The organism is Sphingobacterium hungaricum, assembly GCF_015210005.1.
Classification (GTDB): Bacteria; Bacteroidota; Bacteroidia; order Sphingobacteriales; family Sphingobacteriaceae; genus Sphingobacterium; species Sphingobacterium hungaricum.
This window is the reverse complement of sequence record NZ_MU158698.1, coordinates 2,278,486-2,297,642: the sequence shown is the minus strand read 5'-3', so window position 1 is coordinate 2,297,642 and position 19,157 is coordinate 2,278,486. Positions and strand designations below refer to the sequence as shown.

Sequence of the window (19,157 nt, the reverse complement as noted above, 5' to 3'; positions counted from 1 at the left end):
ATTAGTTCGATTGATTTTTAAAATTAAAAGCATTAATAGCCAGGATTATTCGTTCCGTTTAAATCTGGATCCGAAAGCACATCAGACTGCGGGATTGGGAAAATCCAAAAGTTCTTGCTTACACCCAAAACTTCTTCCGCCTGCTCGGTCCGCACCAAATCGTACCAACGATCAGCCTCAAAAGCAAATTCCAAACGGCGTTCATCCCAGATTGACTGAACTATGGCATCTTTATCCGTATTTCCCACAGGATAAAGCGTCGCTTCTGCACGGTCCTTGATCAAGTTCAAATCTGCTATTGCACCAGCATAATCTGGATTTGCTTTTCGGGCACGAGCTTCCGCACGAATCAAGTGCAAATCAGCAATTCGAATGACATAAGCCGGATTGATATTTGGAGAAACCGTATGGTATAGATTCACAAAAACATCTGTTCCCCGTGTCGCAATCAGGCTTTTTCTATTCCCTCCTTTAGCTGGGTCATTCAGCAGGTTGATGATTTCATTCGACGGCCTAAATTCATAAGAACCCCTTGGCGTTCCCGAAGCAGGAAACCACGCGCTTCCGCTTGTCCCTGCGTTTGTCGCAGTGGCTGAAAGTTCGAAAACAGATTCCGATGTTAAAAATGGCGCAACAAAAAACTTATTGTATGGTTTTAAGAGCGCATATTTAGGATTCTGAATAACGGCTGTCGCTTCCGTTTCTGCTTCTTCAAATCGTTTTGCATAAAGCAAAACTTTTGCTCTGAAAGCCCTAACGATTGCCTTTTGCAATTTATTCCGCGTTTGGCCGTCGTCAGCTGGAAGCAAATCCTCCGACGATTTTAAGTCTGACAATATCTGTGCGTAGGTCTGTTCTTCCGTACTTCTGGAAATCGCTCCCAAGGAAGTCAAATCTGTCGTTGGATTCAGTTGCAATTGTACACCTCCCCAACTGCGCACTAAATTGAAATATGCAAAAGCACGAATAAAATAGGCTTCACCTATTAATTTGTTTTGTTCGCCTTCGGCGAATGTCGCATCTTCCACTTTCGGAATTTCCGATATCGCCCAGTTCACGACATTGATCAATGCATAACTCGAAGCATAGGCTCCAACGATTGCTGAATTGGTCACGGTAAAGGCATGGTTGTCCAATTCAATGTTTTGGCTTTGGCTTCCCGCGAAAAAAACATTGTCTCCAGGAAGAACCGCCAAGGTAAGCGCAGAGCCGATAGAATAACTTTTTAGATTCGAATATCCAGCATTCACCAATGCCCGAGATGTTTTCGCATCATATACCGCATTGTCGGCAAGCAACGCATTCGTCGGTTTTAAATCCAAAAACTTCTCACAGCCGCTAAAGGTAGTCAATGTTAGGAGAGCGAACGCACCTATATATACTTGTTTAACTATTTTTTTCATGAGGTAATCGATTATAATGTGATGTTTAAGATAAATTCAAAAGTCCGAGGCTGAGGCACTGTAGCCCAATCGTATCCTGCGGTATTTTGGTTTGTGCTCTGTGCACTCACTTCAGGATCCAGACCTTTGTAGTTCGTTAAAGTCCATAAATTAGTTGCAGAAATCGTTGCTTTTAAGCGGTTTACTTTAAGCTTCGAGGCAATATCTTGTGGCAAAGTGTAACCTAAAGCAACATTGCGCAAGCGCAAGAAAGAACCATTTTCTAAATAACGGCTACTCAGATTCGCTACCTGTCCTGTGTAGTTATTTGCAGAAGAATTATTTTGCTCCGGGTTTAAAGTGAATTTAGTCATCTTCGGAATGTCAGTCACATCACCCGGTTTTTGCCAACGATTCAACTGGCGCGGATCAAAACCAATTCCGTTTTGCGTACCACCGTGAACAAGGAAGAAGTTATGCATGTTCAGGATATCATTCCCTTGGGTAAAATAGAAGAACACATTCAAATCAAATCCTTTTTTGGTAAATGTATTGGTCAATCCACCAATAAAATTAGGCTCTGTATTTCCCAATATCTGTCTGTCAGCATAGTTGATTATGCCATTTCCATCCACATCTTCATACACTGCATTTCCTGTCTGAGGATCAACCTCTAATTGTTTGTACAAGAAAAATGAATTGATTGGATAACCTTGTCTCAAGATAGACGTTCCGCGGTTAGTCGCTCCCATCGTTTGTTCTTGAGGGATCTTCTCAATTTTATTGCGGTTGTTCGAAATATTAAAGGATGTTGACCAAGAGAAATCATTTTTGCGGATGTTCATGGATTCGATGGTCAGCTCAATACCTCTATTGCTGATCTCTGTGTAATTCTGAATCGCCGTACTGTAACCGCTACGCGAAGGCACGATCACACTTTGCAAACCATTTGTCGTGTATTTATGGTACCAATCCAAACTCACATTGAAGCGGTTTCTTAGCAAAGCCAAATCAACTCCCAAATTCGTTTGGCGTGTGGTTTCCCATGTCAAATCTGGATTTGCCAGACGGCCTGGCGACAAACGTGGCTGATCCAAATAGGACTCTGCGCTCGTAGACCAAATGGCTAAAGCGTCGTAATTTCCAATTCCATTTTGGTTACCTGAATACCCAAACGTTGCTCTAACTTTCAATCCATTAATGGTTGGATTATCAATTAAGAAACTTTCGTTTCCTACATTCCAGATAAAACCACCTGCTGGAAAATAGCCCCAACGAACATTTTGTCCGAAACGGGATGAACCATCTGCCCTAAGGCTAAATTCCAACGAATAGCGGTCATCATACGTATACCCTGCGTTTCCAAAGAATGAAACCAAGCGGTTTTCATCCCGCGACGAACCTCCGGTTGTTGTTCCTCCAGAAGAAACTTCGCGCAGTACATCAAAAATATAATTCGACCCAGAAGCCGAAACTCCTTGTGATTGATTTACATTGATTGTGTTCCCCAACAACACATTGAAATCGTGCTTCTCATTAAATGTTTTGACATAAGTCAATAACTGTTCGGCAGTATATACTTGTATCAAACTATTCGACGCTGTCGCAGCTCCGGCATTGCTCAATGCAAAATCGGAAAAACTGCGCGAGCCATTGCTTGTATAATCAAAGCTGCCGCTCGTTCTATATTTTAAATTCGGCAAAAAGCTATATTCCGCATAAAGATTTACCGTATTGCGCCAAGTTGTATAGTTATTATCCAAATGCTCAATCAAGCGCAAATGGTTATTAAAGGTCGCATGATTTAAATAATTGCCATTTGCATCATAGATTGGCAAAAAGGAACGCGGGAAAATTGCTGAATTAATAATACCTCCTGGATCGTTGTCGTTGTTGCGTACATTCGCACGTGTCGTGCGTGCAAGGCTGTAGCTAGTCCCAACTTTTAACTTATCCGTTACGTTGTTGTCATAATTTACCCGAGCCGAGAAACGCTGAAATTTATTAGGTTTGACAATGGACTCCTGCCCTGCATAACCCAAACCGATGTAATGGTTGCTGGTATTGGAACCGCCGTAAAGAGACAACTGATAATCCGTGTTTTTTGCACGCTGAAATAAATCGCCGATACGGTCGTAAGTTGGAAGATCAGCAATGTTGTCGCGCCCGAAGTCTACATCGCCATTAGAATCTTTAAAAGGATAGACCAAATCCCAGTTTGTCGGCTTCTCGCGGTTAAGGTACGTACCGATCGATTCGCCATTTTCCAAAGCTGTGTTTACCCAAGCTTCTTTTAATAACTGCCCAGTTTCAGGGCCCGTTGTCGCTTTGAATTTATTGACAGCCTCAGACCAACCTTGTTTGGTTGAAAAATTAATCCTAGAAGCTGTATTTCGCTTTCCTCTTTTGGTTTGGATAACCACAACGCCATTTGCACCTTGCGAACCATAGATTGCAGTCGCATTCGCATCTTTCAATAAAGTAACGCTTTCAATATCTGCCGGATTGATATCCGCCAAAGGATTGGAAAGCAAATTTCCACCTCCACCCGTTACCGGCAAACTTGTGTTCATAAATACACCATCCACCACATACAATGGCTCTACCGAACCGCTGATGGAGTTATTTCCGCGAATTACAAAGCTCACGCCTCCCCCAGGCGTTCCTGATGTCGCTGTGATTTGCGCTCCAGCAGCCTTACCCTGCAAGAGCTTAACAACATCTTGATCAGCCTGATTGGCATTGCGCTCATCAAAATTGACGGTCGTAATCGAACCGCTGACTGCTTTTCGCTGTGTAGTTGTATAACCAGTGATGACCACCTCATCTAAGAAATTGCCCAAGACCAACAAGTTAATCGTGATTGGCTGTTTGTCATCATTTACTTTGATTTGCTGCGTTTCGTAACCCACACTGCTCACCTCTAAAGTCACCGGAAATTTCGGGACCGATAATTGAAAATTACCTGTTGCAGATGTAAAGGTTCCATTATTTCTATTGTCTAGTTGCCTGACCGAAACACCCTGCAAAGCTGACTTTTTTTCGTCATCCAGAATAGTTCCGCTAATTTTTTGTTGTGCCCAAGCTACATTTAATAAACTGAAGCTTGTCAACAGGATAAAGAGTAGACGCTTATCCGCAATATGATACTTTAAGATTGATTTCAAAGACATGTTTTATTTTAACTAATTGATTGGATACGGTTAATTAGAATCAAAATGATTCGGATATAGAAATCCCATGCTGAAGCGATTTGCCTCAGCGATATACTTTAAAAAAGATGTGGGAATTAAACGATTAGCAACACATGCACATTCGGCATGTCATCTCATAGGTAGATGCGCCAACGTTTGCAACGTGCATTTGGGAAAGATTTACGGTTGTTCTGTTTCGGTTAGAAACAAGAACATCGGGGACAGTTTGGTAAAGGTTTTTCTTCATGTAAGTGTTGTGTACCAATTAATGTAAATGTTGATTTTTCGATTAGTCTACTAATTTAGTAGATTTAATTTTTACATGTCCAAAGGTATTATTTTGTGTAACAATTAAAAATGTATAATACCTACCTATTTAGGTAGAAATACTACTTATTTTAAGTGAAAGAATGTTAAAATTGGCTTGTTTGGTGGAATTTGGAAGTGAGAAGGAGATTGGAGATGTGAGAATTGCTAGCGCACGCGTTCCGCGTGTGCTAAACTTATATAAGACTCTTCGTTTCACTCAGAGTGACAAACACAACACAGAGCGACAAACAAGCCAATAAAAAAACAGGATGCCCTTAAAGAACATCCTGAATATATACCCTCCAATAACACCCTAGAAAGGTTTTTTACTTTTGAATTTTTACTTTTTACTTTGAAAGGCTTTTTACTTTGAAATTCCCTATCTTTACTTTCATAATACACGGGGTGCTTCGTTGAGAGGCTGAGATAATACCCGACACCTGATTTGGATAATGCCAACGTAGGGATTGTATGCCGAAACTTATTTTTGCATGTTTTTGCTCCATTCCTTTGGTTTCCAGACGAGTGGATTTTTTGATTTTAATCAGATTGAAACATATGGAAATAGAACAGTTTTCGGGAGGCCTAATCCCCCAGCAACAACAGAATTGGCAAGGTAGAGAAGAATGGTTTTTTAACCGGGAGCATACCGACACCTATGAGCAATGGTATGAAGGGCGCTATAAGCGCGCGGAAATCTGGCAGAAGAAAGTCATGGAACAACTGGTTTCCAAAGATGCGCGCGTCAAAACTTTACTTGAATTTGGCTGTGGTACCACACGTTTTACGCGATGGTGGAAGGAAATAGGCATTCAAGCTACCGGTGGCGATTTGTCCCCATTAATGCTTTCGCAAGCGATTCATTTGTTTGAAGGCGATTTGGTGATGGCCGATTCGCATCACATGCCTTTTAAAGACCATACCTTCGATTCATTGGCTTTTATCACAACATTCGAATATTACAAAGACCCCGTGAAAGTCATTCGTGAAGCGGCTCGTGTTGCAAAATATGGTATTGCCATGGGCATGATGAATAGAAATTCGCCTAAAGTTGTACGCCGCAGAGTGCAGCAGTTGTTTGGGAAGAATCCCTTTTATGTCACCGCAACATTTTATACGCCCAGCATGCTTAGCGAGATTATCCATGAAGCATTGAAAGGACGGGAATACAGCATCGAATGGACATGCACCGGACTTCCAAAATGGTTTCCGGTACAGCAATGGAGCTTGCCCTACGGCGATTTCTTTGGTTTGTACGTCAAATTTAATGATGTCGATTAGATGGAACAGCAATTAGGAAAAATAGACCAACATCTAGTCGACGAATTTATTCAGCAGAAATGCGGTCATTCCCGTCAGGAGGTTCGAGTCGGCTCGCAGTTTGGCGTGGATGTATCGCTGATTGATTTACCGAATGGTTTATGCATAGCAATGAGCAGCGACCCTTTATCCTTAATTCCCTCACTGGGTCTGGAGGAATCCGCTTGGCTTTCGGTGCAGTTGCTGGCGAATGATATGGCAACTACAGGCTATGCACCGCAATACGCGCAATTCGTATTGAATTTACCGGCTCATTTCCCAAAGAAAGATTTCCAAACCTATTGGGATTACATCCATCGGTATTGCGAAGCCATTGGCATCGCCATCACAGGAGGACATACCGGATTTATCGAAGGACAGAACTCGACTATTGCAGGTGGAGGCACTTTCATCAGCATCGCTCCTAAAGACAAATTGCTGGTTTCGAAATATGCGCAGGCGGGAGATTCCATTCTTGTGACCAAATCCTGTGCAATTTCCTCGGCTGCGATTCTCGCAATGAGCTATCCAGAAACTGTCAAAAACAAAGCTGGCCAACAGCATTATCAGGATGCTTGCCAATCTTTTTACCAAACCTCTTCCCTCTTGGACGCGCTGACGGCAGTCGGCTACCTTCATGAGCATACAGACGTTACCGCGATGCATGACGTGACCGAAGGAGGTGTTTTGGGAGCGATTTATGAATTAGCAACCGCTTCAGGAAACGGAGCAACGATACATTCCGAAAAATTGCCAATTGCTGCTGTCCAAGCTTCGGTTTGTGATGTATTTTCTCTAGACCCTCGCCATTGTGTGGGTGCAGGTTCGATGATTATCACCTGCAATGCGGGAAGCGCTCCGGCGGTTATCGAGCGATTGGCTCAAAAGAATATCGCTTGTACCGAAGTCGGTCAGCTGACAGCCAAAGAACAAGGTATTCAACTCATTGAGGTGGGAAAAACGAAATGGCTGAACTACCAAGCGGAAGACCCCTATTGGGTTGCATTTTTTAAGGCTTATCATTTAGGATGGAAATAATGGAAACTAAAACTGTACTTTCTTCGGGCATCTATTTGGTCATTGACCCATCTATGGACGAAAAAACTTTATTATCAAAATTGGCCATTATCGTCCAAGAACGGATTGTTGCGGTTCAAGTGTGGGATAACTTTCGTGAAGGACAGGCTGTCGAATCGTTGCTAACAAAAATAAGTTTGCTCTGTTCAAAGGCAAACATTCCATTGCTCATTAATAACCAATGGAGCTATCTGGAATCTGTTCCTTTAGACGGAGTTCATTTTGATGAAATACCTTCCGATTTAGCCGCTATCCGAAAGACCATTCAACGGCCATTTATTCAAGGATTAACCTGCAACAATGATTTGTCTCAAGTTCAATGGGCCGCCGAAAATGGAATGGACTACATATCCTTTTGTTCGATATTTCCATCAGCGACCTCAACAAGCTGTGAGCTGGTGGATTTTCAAACCATTCGCGATGCGAAAAGACTATTTAACAAACCGATTTTTTTGGCTGGAGGAATCAATCCCCAAAATGTGGGAGAATTATCCGAACTGCGATGCAATGGCATTGCTGTTATCTCAGGAATAATGGGTTCGGAAAACCCCCAAACAGCCATTCAAACATATTACAAACACTTAGGAGAATACGATGAGAATAGAAACTATTAATAAATTATGCTGTCCGTTTGATAAAGCGGATTTAGAATTAACGATTATCCGCAAAAACCTGTCGGAAAATATTATTGAAGGTTTTTTGATTTGTCAGGATTGCAAACGCCTATATCCGATTGTTTCGGGCGTACCGATTATGAGTCCGGATGAATACCGAGAATTTCCATTGGAACAGCCGATTTTGGACAAATGGAAAGCACACCTGGAGGGAAAGAAAATTGAAGGATTTCGGATTGTGGATGACAAATTAATAGGACAACCTTAAAAGTATCTTTACAATCGTCCAAATAACAAAAAGAAATGGCGCTGATTTTAGCACGTATTTTACGACTAAAATCAGCGCAGTTTTGTGAGTATGCTATTCCAGTTTACCTGCAATGCATTGCTTGTTTAGCTAAAAAAATCGTGAATATCTATGCTGAACAGCAGCTATTTTCGTAAATTAGAGAAAATTTGATGTCTATGAAAAAGCAATTCTTTAAATTTCTCAACACCATAAACAAATCCATTCTGCCAAGTTATACGAAAAAAGACCCTTCGAAACTAACGAAGACGCAACAGGCTATTGTGGCTTATCGGTATTATTGTCTGGTAAATTCTCTGGATTAACCGCATCGCTCAACACTTTGATGCTCGCCTGCGGCATCATGATTTTGCTTTCGTTCAGAATCGTTTTAATCTTCTCCGCAGTCGCATAATAAGTAGCCCAATAATCTGGACGTTCTGTCCAGCCACGAATCTGCAATTTCAATCCTCCATCCGTTAATTCACCGATTTCCATTGTCGGAGCCGGAGTTTCCAAAACTGCGCCTTCATTTTTTAACAAATCCAAAATTGCCGCACGTGCAGTTTTCATATCCGTATCGTAAGAAGCCGTAAATGAATGGGTAAATCTTCTTTTGGTGATTTTCGTGTAGTTTTTAATCACCGAGTTTGCCAATGGGCCATTCGGACTGAAAACCGTAACACCATCATCATCCGTCATCGTGGTATATAACAAGTCGATTTTGCCGACTGTACCGGAAGAACCATTGGCCGCGCTGATGTAATCGCCAACTTCAAAAGGTTTGAACACAAGAATTAATACGCCGCCGGCGAAGTTAGACAAACTTCCCTGCAAGGCCATTCCGACAGCCAAACCAAAAGCAGAAAGAATAGCAATAAACGAAGTCGTTTGAATACCCATTGTATTCGCCACTGTCAGAATCAGTAGCGTATAAAGTACAAACTTGAGCAAGCTGGTGATGAATGTACGTATGGATGGACTAACATTTCGACGGTCGAAACGCCTGTTAATCATGTTAATCGCAAATCGGATAAAATATCTTCCCAAAAACAGAATAATAAATCCAATGGCTATGCTAGGAAGCTTTAGCACGATGGAATCAATTAGTCTATCCAATGTTGTTTCTATTTGTCTTATGTTTTCTACGCCTTCCATATTTTCAAATTTATGCAAAAATAAACATTGCAATCAATTTTTGAATTTAATTAATGTGAAAATTAGCCTACCTTTATTCTATGTCTATCATTTACTTAGATAATAACGCAACGACTAAAATCGACCCTGAGGTCCTGGAAACCTTATTGCCATACCTTCAAGAACAGTATGGAAACGCCTCTAGCATACAGCATCGCTTGGGGAGGGAAGCCAACGCTGCCATTGAAAAAGCCCGCCAGCAGGTTGCCAGTTCTTTAAACGTAAAAGATAAAGAAATATTCTTCACTTCAGGTTCTACAGAAGCCATCAACACCGTGATTAAGGGTGTGTTCGACAACTATCAGCGGAAAGGAAAACACATTATTACAGTTAAAACCGAACATAAAGCGGTTCTGACGGTTTGCGAACAGCTTGAAAAGCAAGGTGCAGAAATTACCTACCTGTCAACCGATGCATCCGGAGCAATCGACTTGGATGAACTTTCAGAAAGCATTCGTCCAGATACGATTTTGGTGACCTTAATGGCTGCGAATAATGAAACCGGATTTATTCATCCCATAGAACATATCGCGATGCGCTGCCAAGAAAAAGATACACTTTATTTTTGTGATGCGACGCAATATATCGGAAAAGAAAAAATCGATTTGGCTCAGATTCCGATTGATATCTTATGTCTGAGCGCACATAAAATACATGGGCCGAAAGGCGTTGGCGCTTTATTTATCAGAAGAAAATCAAAACCTATACAGATTGAACCTTTAATTGTTGGCGGTAAACAAGAACATGGTTTTCGGGGCGGAACTTATCCGGTTCACGCTATCGCCGGATTGGGAAAAGCCATTGAAATTGCAACACCTTCAACGTCAATCAACGAATTAAGAGATTATTTCGAAGCGCAAATCATACAACGTATTCCCGAAACATCCATTTACTGCAAAGAACAGCTTCGCACAGCCAACTGCAGCAATATTCTATTTAAACATGTCCGCTCATCCGAGCTTATGGTCAACCTGCCTGAGATGGCAATCGCATCCGGTTCGGCATGCGTCTCTGGTGACAGGAATCCATCGCATGTATTAAAAGCAATGGGCTATGCTGATGAGGATGCATTTTGCAGCATTCGATTTAGCTTATCGAAATGGACGAACAAAGAAGAATTGGACAGGGCTTTGCTCCTTCTAGAAAGTGCCTGCGAAAAGATTCGAAGCCAATCGCCGATATGGAGCATGTATCAGTCGGGACTGCTCGATTAATTGTGACAAATTACAAACTTAGGCCTATTGGGATTCGGATAAATTATTGCGTATTTTTGTATATTAAAACAAGGAAGTCATGGTTACAATAACAGATAAAGCAAAAGAACGTATCGAGAAAATAATGCAAGACGAGCAATATGACCACTCCTATTTTGTTCGCGTTGCTGTGGAAAGCGGAGGTTGTTCGGGATTGTCTTACAAATTGAATTTTGATAATCAAGAATTGAAAGGCGACCAATATTGTGAAGATAAGGGCATTAAAATCTGTTTGGATATAAAATCGTATTTATATTTAGCAGGTACAGAATTAGATTACTCGGATGGGTTGAATGGAAAAGGTTTTGAATTTCATAATCCAAACGCGTCGAGAACTTGTGCATGCGGAGAGAGTTTTTCTGTATAAAATGTCATAAGCGAACAACAAACGCCAAAATATTACGAATATTATAGAAAAGCCTTTTTTCTACTAATAAATTCACTAAATTTGCGTCAATTTATTAGCAATTATAAAATTTAAAATGCCCGATCGGGCATTTTTTTTATGGTATTAAAACAGTTTGAATGGGACGCAATTTATTAAAGACAGAGCAAGCAATTACTTTTGTTAAACATACTTTTTCTAAAAAATTAACAGAAACACTAAACCTAATTCCAATTTCATCGCCCTTAGTTGTGCTGGATGGCACAGGAATCAATGATGACTTAAACGGAACCGAACGTCCAGTAAGTTTCCCGATTAAATCGCTCAATGAACAGCGCGCGGTTGTGGTCCATAGTTTGGCCAAATGGAAACGCGTGCGTTTGCGCGATTTGGAAATTGAAGAAAACGAAGGAATCATTACCGACATGCGTGCTTTACGTCCAGATGAAGACTACTCGCCTATCCATTCCATCTATGTCGACCAATGGGATTGGGAGAAGCGCATTGCTGCTGAAAGCCGAACCTATTCGTATTTAAAGACGACGGTAGAAATGATTTACCGAGCTTTGTACGAAACTGAGCTTGAAGTTGCCGTTCGTTATCCAGAGAAAACAGCAATCTTGCCAGCAGAAATCAAGTTTATCCATTCTGAAGAACTGCTAGCGTTATATCCTGACTTTACGCCAAAGGAAAGAGAAAATGCAATTGCCAAAGCGTATGGTGCTGTATTCATTTATGGAATCGGTGGCGCATTAAGCAATGGCTTTCCGCATGATGGCCGAGCGGCAGATTATGATGATTGGAGCACAGATAATGAAGAGGGTTATAAAGGTTTGAATGGCGATATTTTAGTTTGGAATCCGATTATCAATGCCGCGTTTGAATTATCGTCCATGGGAATCCGTGTGAACAAATCAGCGTTGCAGTATCAATTAGAAATCAGAAATAGCCTGGAAAGAGCAAGTTTATCTTTTCACAAAATGTTACTGAGCGACCAGCTTCCCGAATCCATCGGCGGAGGAATCGGTCAATCGCGCGTCTGCATGTTTATGTTAAAAAAATCACATATCGGAGAAGTTCAAGTCAGCATCTGGAATGACGAGCATCGTAAGTTATTAGCCGATAAGAATATTAATTTACTGTAAGCGAAGACAGTTAGTTTATTTTTTTGAAAGTCTCTAAGTTAGAGACTTTCGTTTTTAAGGGCTGTTTTATAAGATTAATAGGTTGCGTACCTACGGTACGCTTTTAATTCCATTTGATTATTCTACAAATATTTAGCCTCTACGAGGCTTTAAAGTAGATAACGCTGTTCGATATCTTCCGCAGGGAGATGTCGAACTCAGAATAAACGGGATTTTTAATCCCGAAGTAGCGGAGCGGATTACAAATCCGCTTTTATCAGGAATTCAGGATGACCCTTCGGAACATCCTGACTAGCGATCGTGTAATACTTAATATTTGAGACTCTTCGTTTCACTCAGAGTGACAGACACAACACAGAGCGACAAAAAAGCCAATAAAAAAACAGGATGCCCTTAAAGAACATCCTGAATATATACCCACCAATAACACCCTAGAAAGGTTTTTTACTTTTGAATTTTGAATCTTTACTTTGAAACCCCTAAATCTCAATCTTGCCCTCTCGGCCTTCGTCCATTTTACTTCCTGAAATTGCGCTATAGGCCATTTTTAATATTGAAATCATCTTATTGTTTTTCGTATCCCAATAATAGCAATCAAAAGGCTTGACTCGTATTAATACAATATTTGGATCTTCACGGCCTTTTTCAAACCAAGCTTCAATCATTTTATTCCAGTACTGGTCGATGCGCTCTTGATCTTCCGAAAAGTTTGCCTCGCCATAAACACTTAAGTAATGGTAATTGCTATTGTCTGCGAAAAGCAACTGAACGGAATTCGTGCGCTTAATGTTCACGTATTTATCGCTCTCTTTGCTTGCCAAAAACCAGATATGACCTGAATCATCGACTTCTTGAACACTCATTGGCGTAACTTCGATAGGCTGTTCATCCAAACCTGTACAAAGCATGCACACATCGATCCCTTCAGCTAATTTTTTTAATTTTTCTATTCCTTCTTCATTTGAAACATTTTCCTTGCTCATGGTTTATTTGATTTATGATGATACAATCAGATTATTATTATCAGTTGTAGAACAAAGATTTAGATAAAATGTTTTGGTTTTGCGTATAAAATCAAACGAGTGTAAATCTTATTTTTTATATTTAAAGAAGTTTATGAAAGCGAATAGATGCCATTGATAATTTTTAGTTTTAACCTGAGTTTTTCTTTTTGTTACGTGCATTGCCGTTCCTATTCATATAAGTATTTTTCTAATAGTTAATTTTAGGTTATGGCTAACATAGTAAATTGTGAAGATGAACAGATTCATATTCCCAATCACGTACAATCATTTGGTATTTTATGCGTTTTTAATAACCTAAAAAAACTGACATACATAAGTGAAAACAGCGTTGCGCTTACACAAGATTCTTACACAAAATTCTTTGGTATCTCAATCGAGGAATTTATCCAACAACATCTTCCCGAAAGCAGTGAGGCTATACTAGATGCCATTGACCAACTTCATGAATCAAAAAATGGAAGAACATTGCAGGTCGAATCGGCCACAACGCCATTTTATCTGAGCATGTATGAGTTAGATGGATTTTTATATCTTGAATTTGAATTTAAGCTTTCTGAACGGCAAAGCATTCCGCTTGCGCTCAATTATTTCGACGCAATCGATTATAAAAAAGACTTGTGGTCGACACTTTGTTCGATCGTTCAGGAGATCATTGATTTCGACCGCGTCATGATCTATCAATTTAGGGAAGACCATAGCGGAAAAGTCATTGCCGAAAAAGTGAAAGATGGGCTAAACAGCTACATGAATTTTCATTACCCCGAATTTGACATTCCTCTGCAGGCGCGCGCGCTGTATACAAAAAAAGCATTTCGCATTGTCCCTGACATCAATGCGCCTTTAAGCAAAATCTATTCTACCTCATCGGAACCGTTAGATTTGACTTTGAGCAATATCCGAGCGCTCTCTCCTATCCACCTGGAATATTTGAAGAATGCTGGCGTGGAAGCGAGCTGTAGCATTTCAATCGTTATCGATGGAAAATTATGGGGATTGGTTGCTTGCCAGAATGAAAAACCAAAGCAATTGGATTTGTTTGCCCGCAATCAAGCAGTTGCGCTCACAAAATATGCTGCGAATAAATTCATCAATGACCGCAATGCCCTATATGCCGAAAGTTCGGAAATATTGAAAAGCATCGAATTAGAAATTCAGAGCAAATCCTTATTAAAGAATTCTGTTAAAGAAGCAATCATTGAAAGCTTGGGCTCATTGAACAATTTATTAGGTGCACATGGCATTGCATACATTGTCAATGACACCGTTTTTAAATCGGGTATCCAAGAGAATGACACGACCATTTTAGAAATCAGCAAGCGCATTGCGCAGCAACAAAGAGCATATCTCTATTCCACCAATAATTTTTCCAAAGATTTCAAGGATGAGTTTGAAATCGAATCGAATTCATCCGGCATTGTATGGATTGCGATTAGCGGAACGCGGAAGGAATGCATCCTATGGTTCAGACAGGAACAGCAACAAGAAATTACTTGGGCAGGAAATCCAGAAAAAATATTGAAACCGACGCAAAATCTGAATGAATTGCAGGTCTCGCCAAGGACATCTTTCGAAGCATGGAAAGAAACCGTCAAAGGAACCGCCTTTCCTTGGTCCGAAAAAGACATTTACATTGCGGAAAGCATCCGCAAAATAGCGGTAGAATCTGCATTGTTAAAATCGGAAGAAATCCGAAGCCTAAACGATGAGCTTCAGGAATTGAACTATGCATTAGATTCTTATGCATATACCATTTCCCATGATTTAAAAAATCCTTTGTCCGTATTGAAGTTAAATGCACAAATGATTATTGGCCGTCAGGAACTTGACCCAGAATTCTTAAAAAAGAGAGCGTCGCTGATTGTGGAAGGAATCGACCGAATGACCGACATGATTTCCAATATCCTGGAATTAAGCCGTTCGAAATCTGTTGAAATCGAATTAAGCATCCAAGAACCAAAACCCATTATCGAACAGCTTTTTGAAGACTGCAAAATCAATCACCAAAACCTGAGCTGTGAACTGGAACTTAAGCAGGCATTGCCAGTTTATATTGAACGCACTATGTTGTATCAGATTTTTTCAAATTTGATTTCGAATGCGGTAAAGTATTCTTCGAAAGCGGAAGAACCGAAAGTGATTATTGACAGTTATGTTGAAGAACCTTATACAATATATACGATTGAAGACAACGGAATCGGAATCAACCCAGATGAAGTCGGAAAGATTTTCAATATCTTCCATCGCTTGAGCAACGCTAAAGAATTTAAAGGCTCGGGTGTCGGACTTTCCATTGTGCAGCAGATTATGAAACGCCTGGATGGCAAAATCAGCATCCATGCAGCAGATACTGGAGGTTCTATTTTTGAATTGCGTTTTCTGAATGCTTAATCCATAGCTAAACAAATACCGCAAAAAATTTCTTTTGAATAACGATTGAATGCAACTAGTTGAAAAGATTAGTTGCATTTTCTTTTTGCTTAAAAATCCAATCCTACCAAAACTTAATCTTCGTTTGATGATTTCTTAACCTCAATCATGCCTACGCAAAAGATTTCTGTCCTTATTTTATTGAGCCCTGACTCAAAGAAATGGGATTTTCACCGATTTACATTATTTAACGAAACTTTCACCGACAGCAATGCAACGCTTACCGAGTTTTTACGTCTTTAGTCTAAAGAGGATGGTTAAAAAAGCAAATGCAACCTACTTTTGAATCATAAAGTAAAACAAAAAATTAACAACATAAAAAACTTAAAAATTAAAGACATGAAAAATTTAATCTCCACAATCGCTCTAGTATCCATGATGGTTTTCTCGATGAGTTCATTTGCAAACACCGCTAATCCTTTCAAATTTGCATCAGCACCTACAATTATCGACAGCTACATCCAAGCAACTTCATTAGGAAATGCAAAAAACAGCCAGTACTTATTTGCAGAAGATTTCAAACAAATCCAAGCTAGCAACAACTCGAACAAACAGTACACAAAGAAAGAGGTAATGACATTTTTGAAACAACAAGAAGGTTATGTTCAAAACTGCGAAACTAGCTACAAAATCATTGAACAAAACAAAGATTATAGCGTAGCTAAAGTGGTAATGGCTTACCCAACTTTCACACGTATCGATTACGTAACTTTATGTAACTCAAAAGATGCTTGGGAAATCACTCAAGTCGTAACGAGCTACGACAACAACAAAAAATAAGATTTAGTTTAGTTTATATTTATACAATCAAAAGCCAGCAGGAATCTTCTCGCTGGCTTTTTTGATGACAGCGATATGTGCTTTTCTAATTTTAGAATCTCCTCGAATTTTATCGCTAAAATGAAGTTAAGAATTCTAAAAACGAGTGTATTGAGTTTTTGGAGCATTCCAGCGGACGGTTTTTACATTATTATTATCAAGAATTTGCTTAATTTCGCAAGCATATGGAAACTGTTGTTAGTGGTATCAGAAGTACCGGAAAATTACATTTAGGGAATTATTATGGTGCGTTGAGCAATTTTGTGAAAATGCAGGATGAATACAACTGCTATTTTTTTATTGCTGATTTGCATTCCCTGACAACGCACCCAACTCCTGGAGATTTGGGCAGCACGATACGACAAGTTGTTGTCGAGTATTTAGCGGCAGGCCTTGATCCAGAAAAATCAACCATTTACATCCAATCAGATGTTCCGGAAGTTGCTGAATTGTATTTGTATATGAACATGAATGCATATTTGGGCGAGCTGGAACGCGCAACAGCATTTAAAGATAAAGTGCGTGCGAATCCTGACAACGTCAATGCAGGTTTGTTGACTTATCCTGTCTTAATGTCGAGCGATATTTTATTGCATCATGGAACAAAAGTTCCTGTCGGAAAAGACCAAGAACAGCATCTGGAAATGACCCGTACGTTCGGAAATCGATTCAACCGATTGTACAACGTGGATTATTTCAAAGAAGCTTTTGCATTTTCTTATTCCAATAAATTAGTAAAAATCCCTGGCTTAGATGGACAAGGGAAAATGGGCAAATCAAATGGTGATGCGAGCTGTGTGTACCTTTCGGATGAACCGGAAGCAATCCGCAAAAAAGTAATGCGCGCGGTATCAGATTCCGGACCAACGGAAATGAACCAGCCAAAACCTGAAGTGATTCAAAATCTATTCGATTTATTGACCATTGTTTCTACGCCAGATACAGTTAGCCATTTTGACGATTTATACAACCGATGTGAAATACGCTATGGCGATTTCAAAAAACAGCTGGCGGAAGACATGATTTTAGCTACGCAAGATGTTCGCAATCGCATCAAAGAAATCGAAGGCGATGATGAATACATCAAAAAAGTGATTAAATTAGGTGCTGAAAAAGCTGGAGCAAGCGCACAAAAAACCATAAAAGAGGTTAGAGAAATCATTGGACTTAAAAAACTATACTAAAATTTAGAGATGCATATAGCTATTGTAGGAAATATCGGAGCAGGAAAAACAACATTAACGGAATTGTTGGCTCGTCATTTAAAGTATGAACCTCAATTCGAAGCCGTTGAGAACAATCCTTACTTAGAAGATTTCTACAGCGACATGAAACGCTGGGCATTCAACCTGCAGATATTTTTCTTAAATAGCCGTTTTCGCCATATTGTTGAATTGCAGCGCCAAAACATCAACATGATTCAAGACCGTACGATTTATGAAGATGCTTATATTTTCGCGGAAAACTTGTACGACATGGGGTTGATGAGTGCACGCGATTTTGAAAACTACAGCAACATCTTCCAAAGCATTATCCATTACATCAAACCTCCCGATTTATTGGTTTACTTGAAGGCGTCCGTTCCTACATTGGTCAATAATATCCAGAAACGTGGCCGTGATTATGAATCAGGGATTCGTTTGGATTATTTATCGAAATTGAATGATAAATACGACAAATGGATTGGCGGTTATACCGATGGAAAGTTATTGGTTTTGGATAAGGATAATTTGGATTTCACAAACAATCCAGAAGATTTGGGAACCATTATCCATAAAATAGAGGCAGAATTATTCGGTTTATTTTAAAACGATCAATCGCCTAAACATAGCCCCATTCCAAACTTTTCTTAATCAGTTCGACGTTGTTTTTCGTAAATGTCTTTTTATGGATATTTTTGCGATGCGTTTTTACCGTGTAAGCAGATAGAAATAGTTGCTTCGCAATTTCATTGCTCGAAAAACCTTTGATGACTAAGCGCAAGATTTCAATCTCACGACGAGTCAATTTTTCTTGGAAAACTCTATCCTGATGGATAGGTTTCAACTGTATCTGATGAAAATCTGATCGCCCAGCGACACCAGAAACCGTCACGATGTAATTATTTTCTTTAGTCAGGTGATTGATATTGGTATGAATATTAATCGCTTGAAGCAATTGTCCCGCTTCATTTCTCGCAATATGCAAAGCTTGGTGATGAAAAAGTTCGTATTCCCCATCAGCCACTTTCATTCGAAAACAATAACTGCTTTTGAGCTGCATTTGGTATTGAAATCCGATTTCACGCATTTTTATTAATGTCGCATTTTCGGCAGCCACCACAAAGGAAACATCATCCGGATGAATCAGGTCAATAATTTCATGCAACTGAGTCGGAAAATTCGGCAAACCATGCATCGCTAATATTTTTGGATGGATGTTGCTGATGGTTCCATCGGAAACATTTAAGACATAGTAATAAAACTCGCCTAAGGAGAACATTTCAGCAATAAAATTTTCGACAACTGGTGCTTCAATTGAATTAAAATCATTGGTGAAAAATTCCGGGTAATTATCCCAGACTGATTTAAGCTGATGTGTCATTTTTTCACAGACTAATAATTGTGCCCTAAAATTAGCAAAAAACCAATTGAAATATACCTACTTATGGGTATTTATTTTTTAATTCTATTTGCGGAGATTTGCAAAATTAATTGAGAATCAACCAACCTGAATTTATAGTTATTCTCAAACAACTGAACTATT

The 19,157-nt window shown here is 39.8% G+C and carries 16 protein-coding genes and 1 riboswitch; of the genes, 11 read left to right on the top strand and 5 right to left on the bottom strand.

Translation table 11 applies throughout. From position 1 onward, the window contains the following. Positions 1-32: 32 nt before the first annotated feature. Positions 33-1,403 carry a RagB/SusD family nutrient uptake outer membrane protein gene (locus C4F49_RS13210; protein ID WP_196936313.1) on the bottom strand — a complete coding sequence of 457 codons (1,371 nt, stop codon included), beginning with the start codon at positions 1,401-1,403 and terminating at the stop codon, positions 33-35. A gap of 11 nt (positions 1,404-1,414) precedes the next feature. Beyond that, positions 1,415-4,555: a SusC/RagA family TonB-linked outer membrane protein gene (locus tag C4F49_RS13205; RefSeq protein ID WP_196936311.1), complete on the bottom strand. Its 3,141-nt coding sequence runs from the start codon at positions 4,553-4,555 to the stop codon at positions 1,415-1,417. Between the two features lie 721 nt (positions 4,556-5,276). Next, a riboswitch (TPP riboswitch) is annotated at positions 5,277-5,370 on the top strand. A 73-nt stretch (positions 5,371-5,443) separates the two neighbouring features. On the opposite strand from C4F49_RS13205, the gene C4F49_RS13200 reads away from it, so the two are divergent. Genes C4F49_RS13200 through C4F49_RS13185 form a run of 4 tightly spaced genes read left to right on the top strand, consistent with a single transcriptional unit; the run spans position 5,444 to position 8,143 of the window. Then, on the top strand, positions 5,444-6,166 hold the full coding sequence (locus C4F49_RS13200) for a class I SAM-dependent methyltransferase (protein WP_196936310.1): 723 nt from the start codon (positions 5,444-5,446) through the stop codon (positions 6,164-6,166). Next, a complete protein-coding gene (locus tag C4F49_RS13195; RefSeq protein WP_196936308.1) occupies positions 6,167-7,222 on the top strand; it encodes an AIR synthase-related protein in 1,056 nt (351 codons plus the stop codon). Beyond that, positions 7,222-7,875, top strand: coding sequence for a thiamine phosphate synthase (locus C4F49_RS13190; RefSeq protein ID WP_196936307.1), 654 nt, complete (start codon positions 7,222-7,224; stop codon positions 7,873-7,875). Before C4F49_RS13195 ends, C4F49_RS13190 begins: the two co-directional genes overlap by 1 nt. Continuing rightward, positions 7,856-8,143 carry a Trm112 family protein gene (locus tag C4F49_RS13185; RefSeq protein WP_196936305.1) on the top strand — a complete coding sequence of 96 codons (288 nt, stop codon included), beginning with the start codon at positions 7,856-7,858 and terminating at the stop codon, positions 8,141-8,143. Before C4F49_RS13190 ends, C4F49_RS13185 begins: the two co-directional genes overlap by 20 nt. 297 nt (positions 8,144-8,440) lie before the next feature. On the opposite strand, the gene C4F49_RS13180 is transcribed toward C4F49_RS13185, so the two are convergent. Further along, on the bottom strand, positions 8,441-9,319 hold the full coding sequence (locus C4F49_RS13180; protein WP_196936303.1) for a mechanosensitive ion channel family protein: 879 nt from the start codon (positions 9,317-9,319) through the stop codon (positions 8,441-8,443). Between the two features lie 80 nt (positions 9,320-9,399). On the opposite strand from C4F49_RS13180, the gene C4F49_RS13175 reads away from it, so the two are divergent. The 3 genes from C4F49_RS13175 to asnA all read left to right on the top strand — a co-directional run bounded on the left by C4F49_RS13175 (position 9,400) and on the right by asnA (position 12,141). After that, positions 9,400-10,572 (top strand): cysteine desulfurase family protein, encoded by a 1,173-nt coding sequence (locus tag C4F49_RS13175; RefSeq protein ID WP_231388312.1) that lies wholly within the window; start codon positions 9,400-9,402, stop codon positions 10,570-10,572. Between the two features lie 79 nt (positions 10,573-10,651). After that, the gene (locus tag C4F49_RS13170; protein ID WP_196936301.1) at positions 10,652-10,978 is read left to right on the top strand and encodes a HesB/IscA family protein; all 327 of its coding nucleotides are present in this window, start codon (positions 10,652-10,654) and stop codon (positions 10,976-10,978) included. 158 nt (positions 10,979-11,136) lie between these two features. Further along, the gene (asnA, locus tag C4F49_RS13165; protein ID WP_196936299.1) at positions 11,137-12,141 is read left to right on the top strand and encodes an aspartate--ammonia ligase; all 1,005 of its coding nucleotides are present in this window, start codon (positions 11,137-11,139) and stop codon (positions 12,139-12,141) included. Between the two features lie 479 nt (positions 12,142-12,620). Here asnA and C4F49_RS13160 read toward each other — a convergent pair whose 3' ends face one another. Further along, entirely contained in the window at positions 12,621-13,124 is a 504-nt protein-coding gene (locus tag C4F49_RS13160) for a pyridoxamine 5'-phosphate oxidase family protein (RefSeq protein ID WP_196936297.1), read from the bottom strand. 249 nt (positions 13,125-13,373) lie between these two features. On the opposite strand from C4F49_RS13160, the gene C4F49_RS13155 reads away from it, so the two are divergent. The 4 genes from C4F49_RS13155 to C4F49_RS13140 all read left to right on the top strand — a co-directional run bounded on the left by C4F49_RS13155 (position 13,374) and on the right by C4F49_RS13140 (position 18,220). Beyond that, positions 13,374-15,554, top strand: coding sequence for an ATP-binding protein (locus C4F49_RS13155; RefSeq protein WP_196936296.1), 2,181 nt, complete (start codon positions 13,374-13,376; stop codon positions 15,552-15,554). A 378-nt stretch (positions 15,555-15,932) separates the two neighbouring features. After that, a complete protein-coding gene (locus tag C4F49_RS13150; RefSeq protein WP_196936294.1) occupies positions 15,933-16,373 on the top strand; it encodes a nuclear transport factor 2 family protein in 441 nt (146 codons plus the stop codon). A gap of 224 nt (positions 16,374-16,597) precedes the next feature. Next, complete coding sequence (gene trpS / locus C4F49_RS13145) at positions 16,598-17,596, top strand: tryptophan--tRNA ligase (RefSeq protein WP_196936292.1); 999 nt, start codon at positions 16,598-16,600, stop codon at positions 17,594-17,596. A 9-nt stretch (positions 17,597-17,605) separates the two neighbouring features. Continuing rightward, on the top strand, positions 17,606-18,220 hold the full coding sequence (locus tag C4F49_RS13140; protein ID WP_196936291.1) for a deoxynucleoside kinase: 615 nt from the start codon (positions 17,606-17,608) through the stop codon (positions 18,218-18,220). A gap of 13 nt (positions 18,221-18,233) precedes the next feature. On the opposite strand, the gene C4F49_RS13135 is transcribed toward C4F49_RS13140, so the two are convergent. After that, on the bottom strand, positions 18,234-18,995 hold the full coding sequence (locus C4F49_RS13135; protein ID WP_196936289.1) for a LuxR C-terminal-related transcriptional regulator: 762 nt from the start codon (positions 18,993-18,995) through the stop codon (positions 18,234-18,236). Positions 18,996-19,157 lie beyond the last annotated feature (162 nt).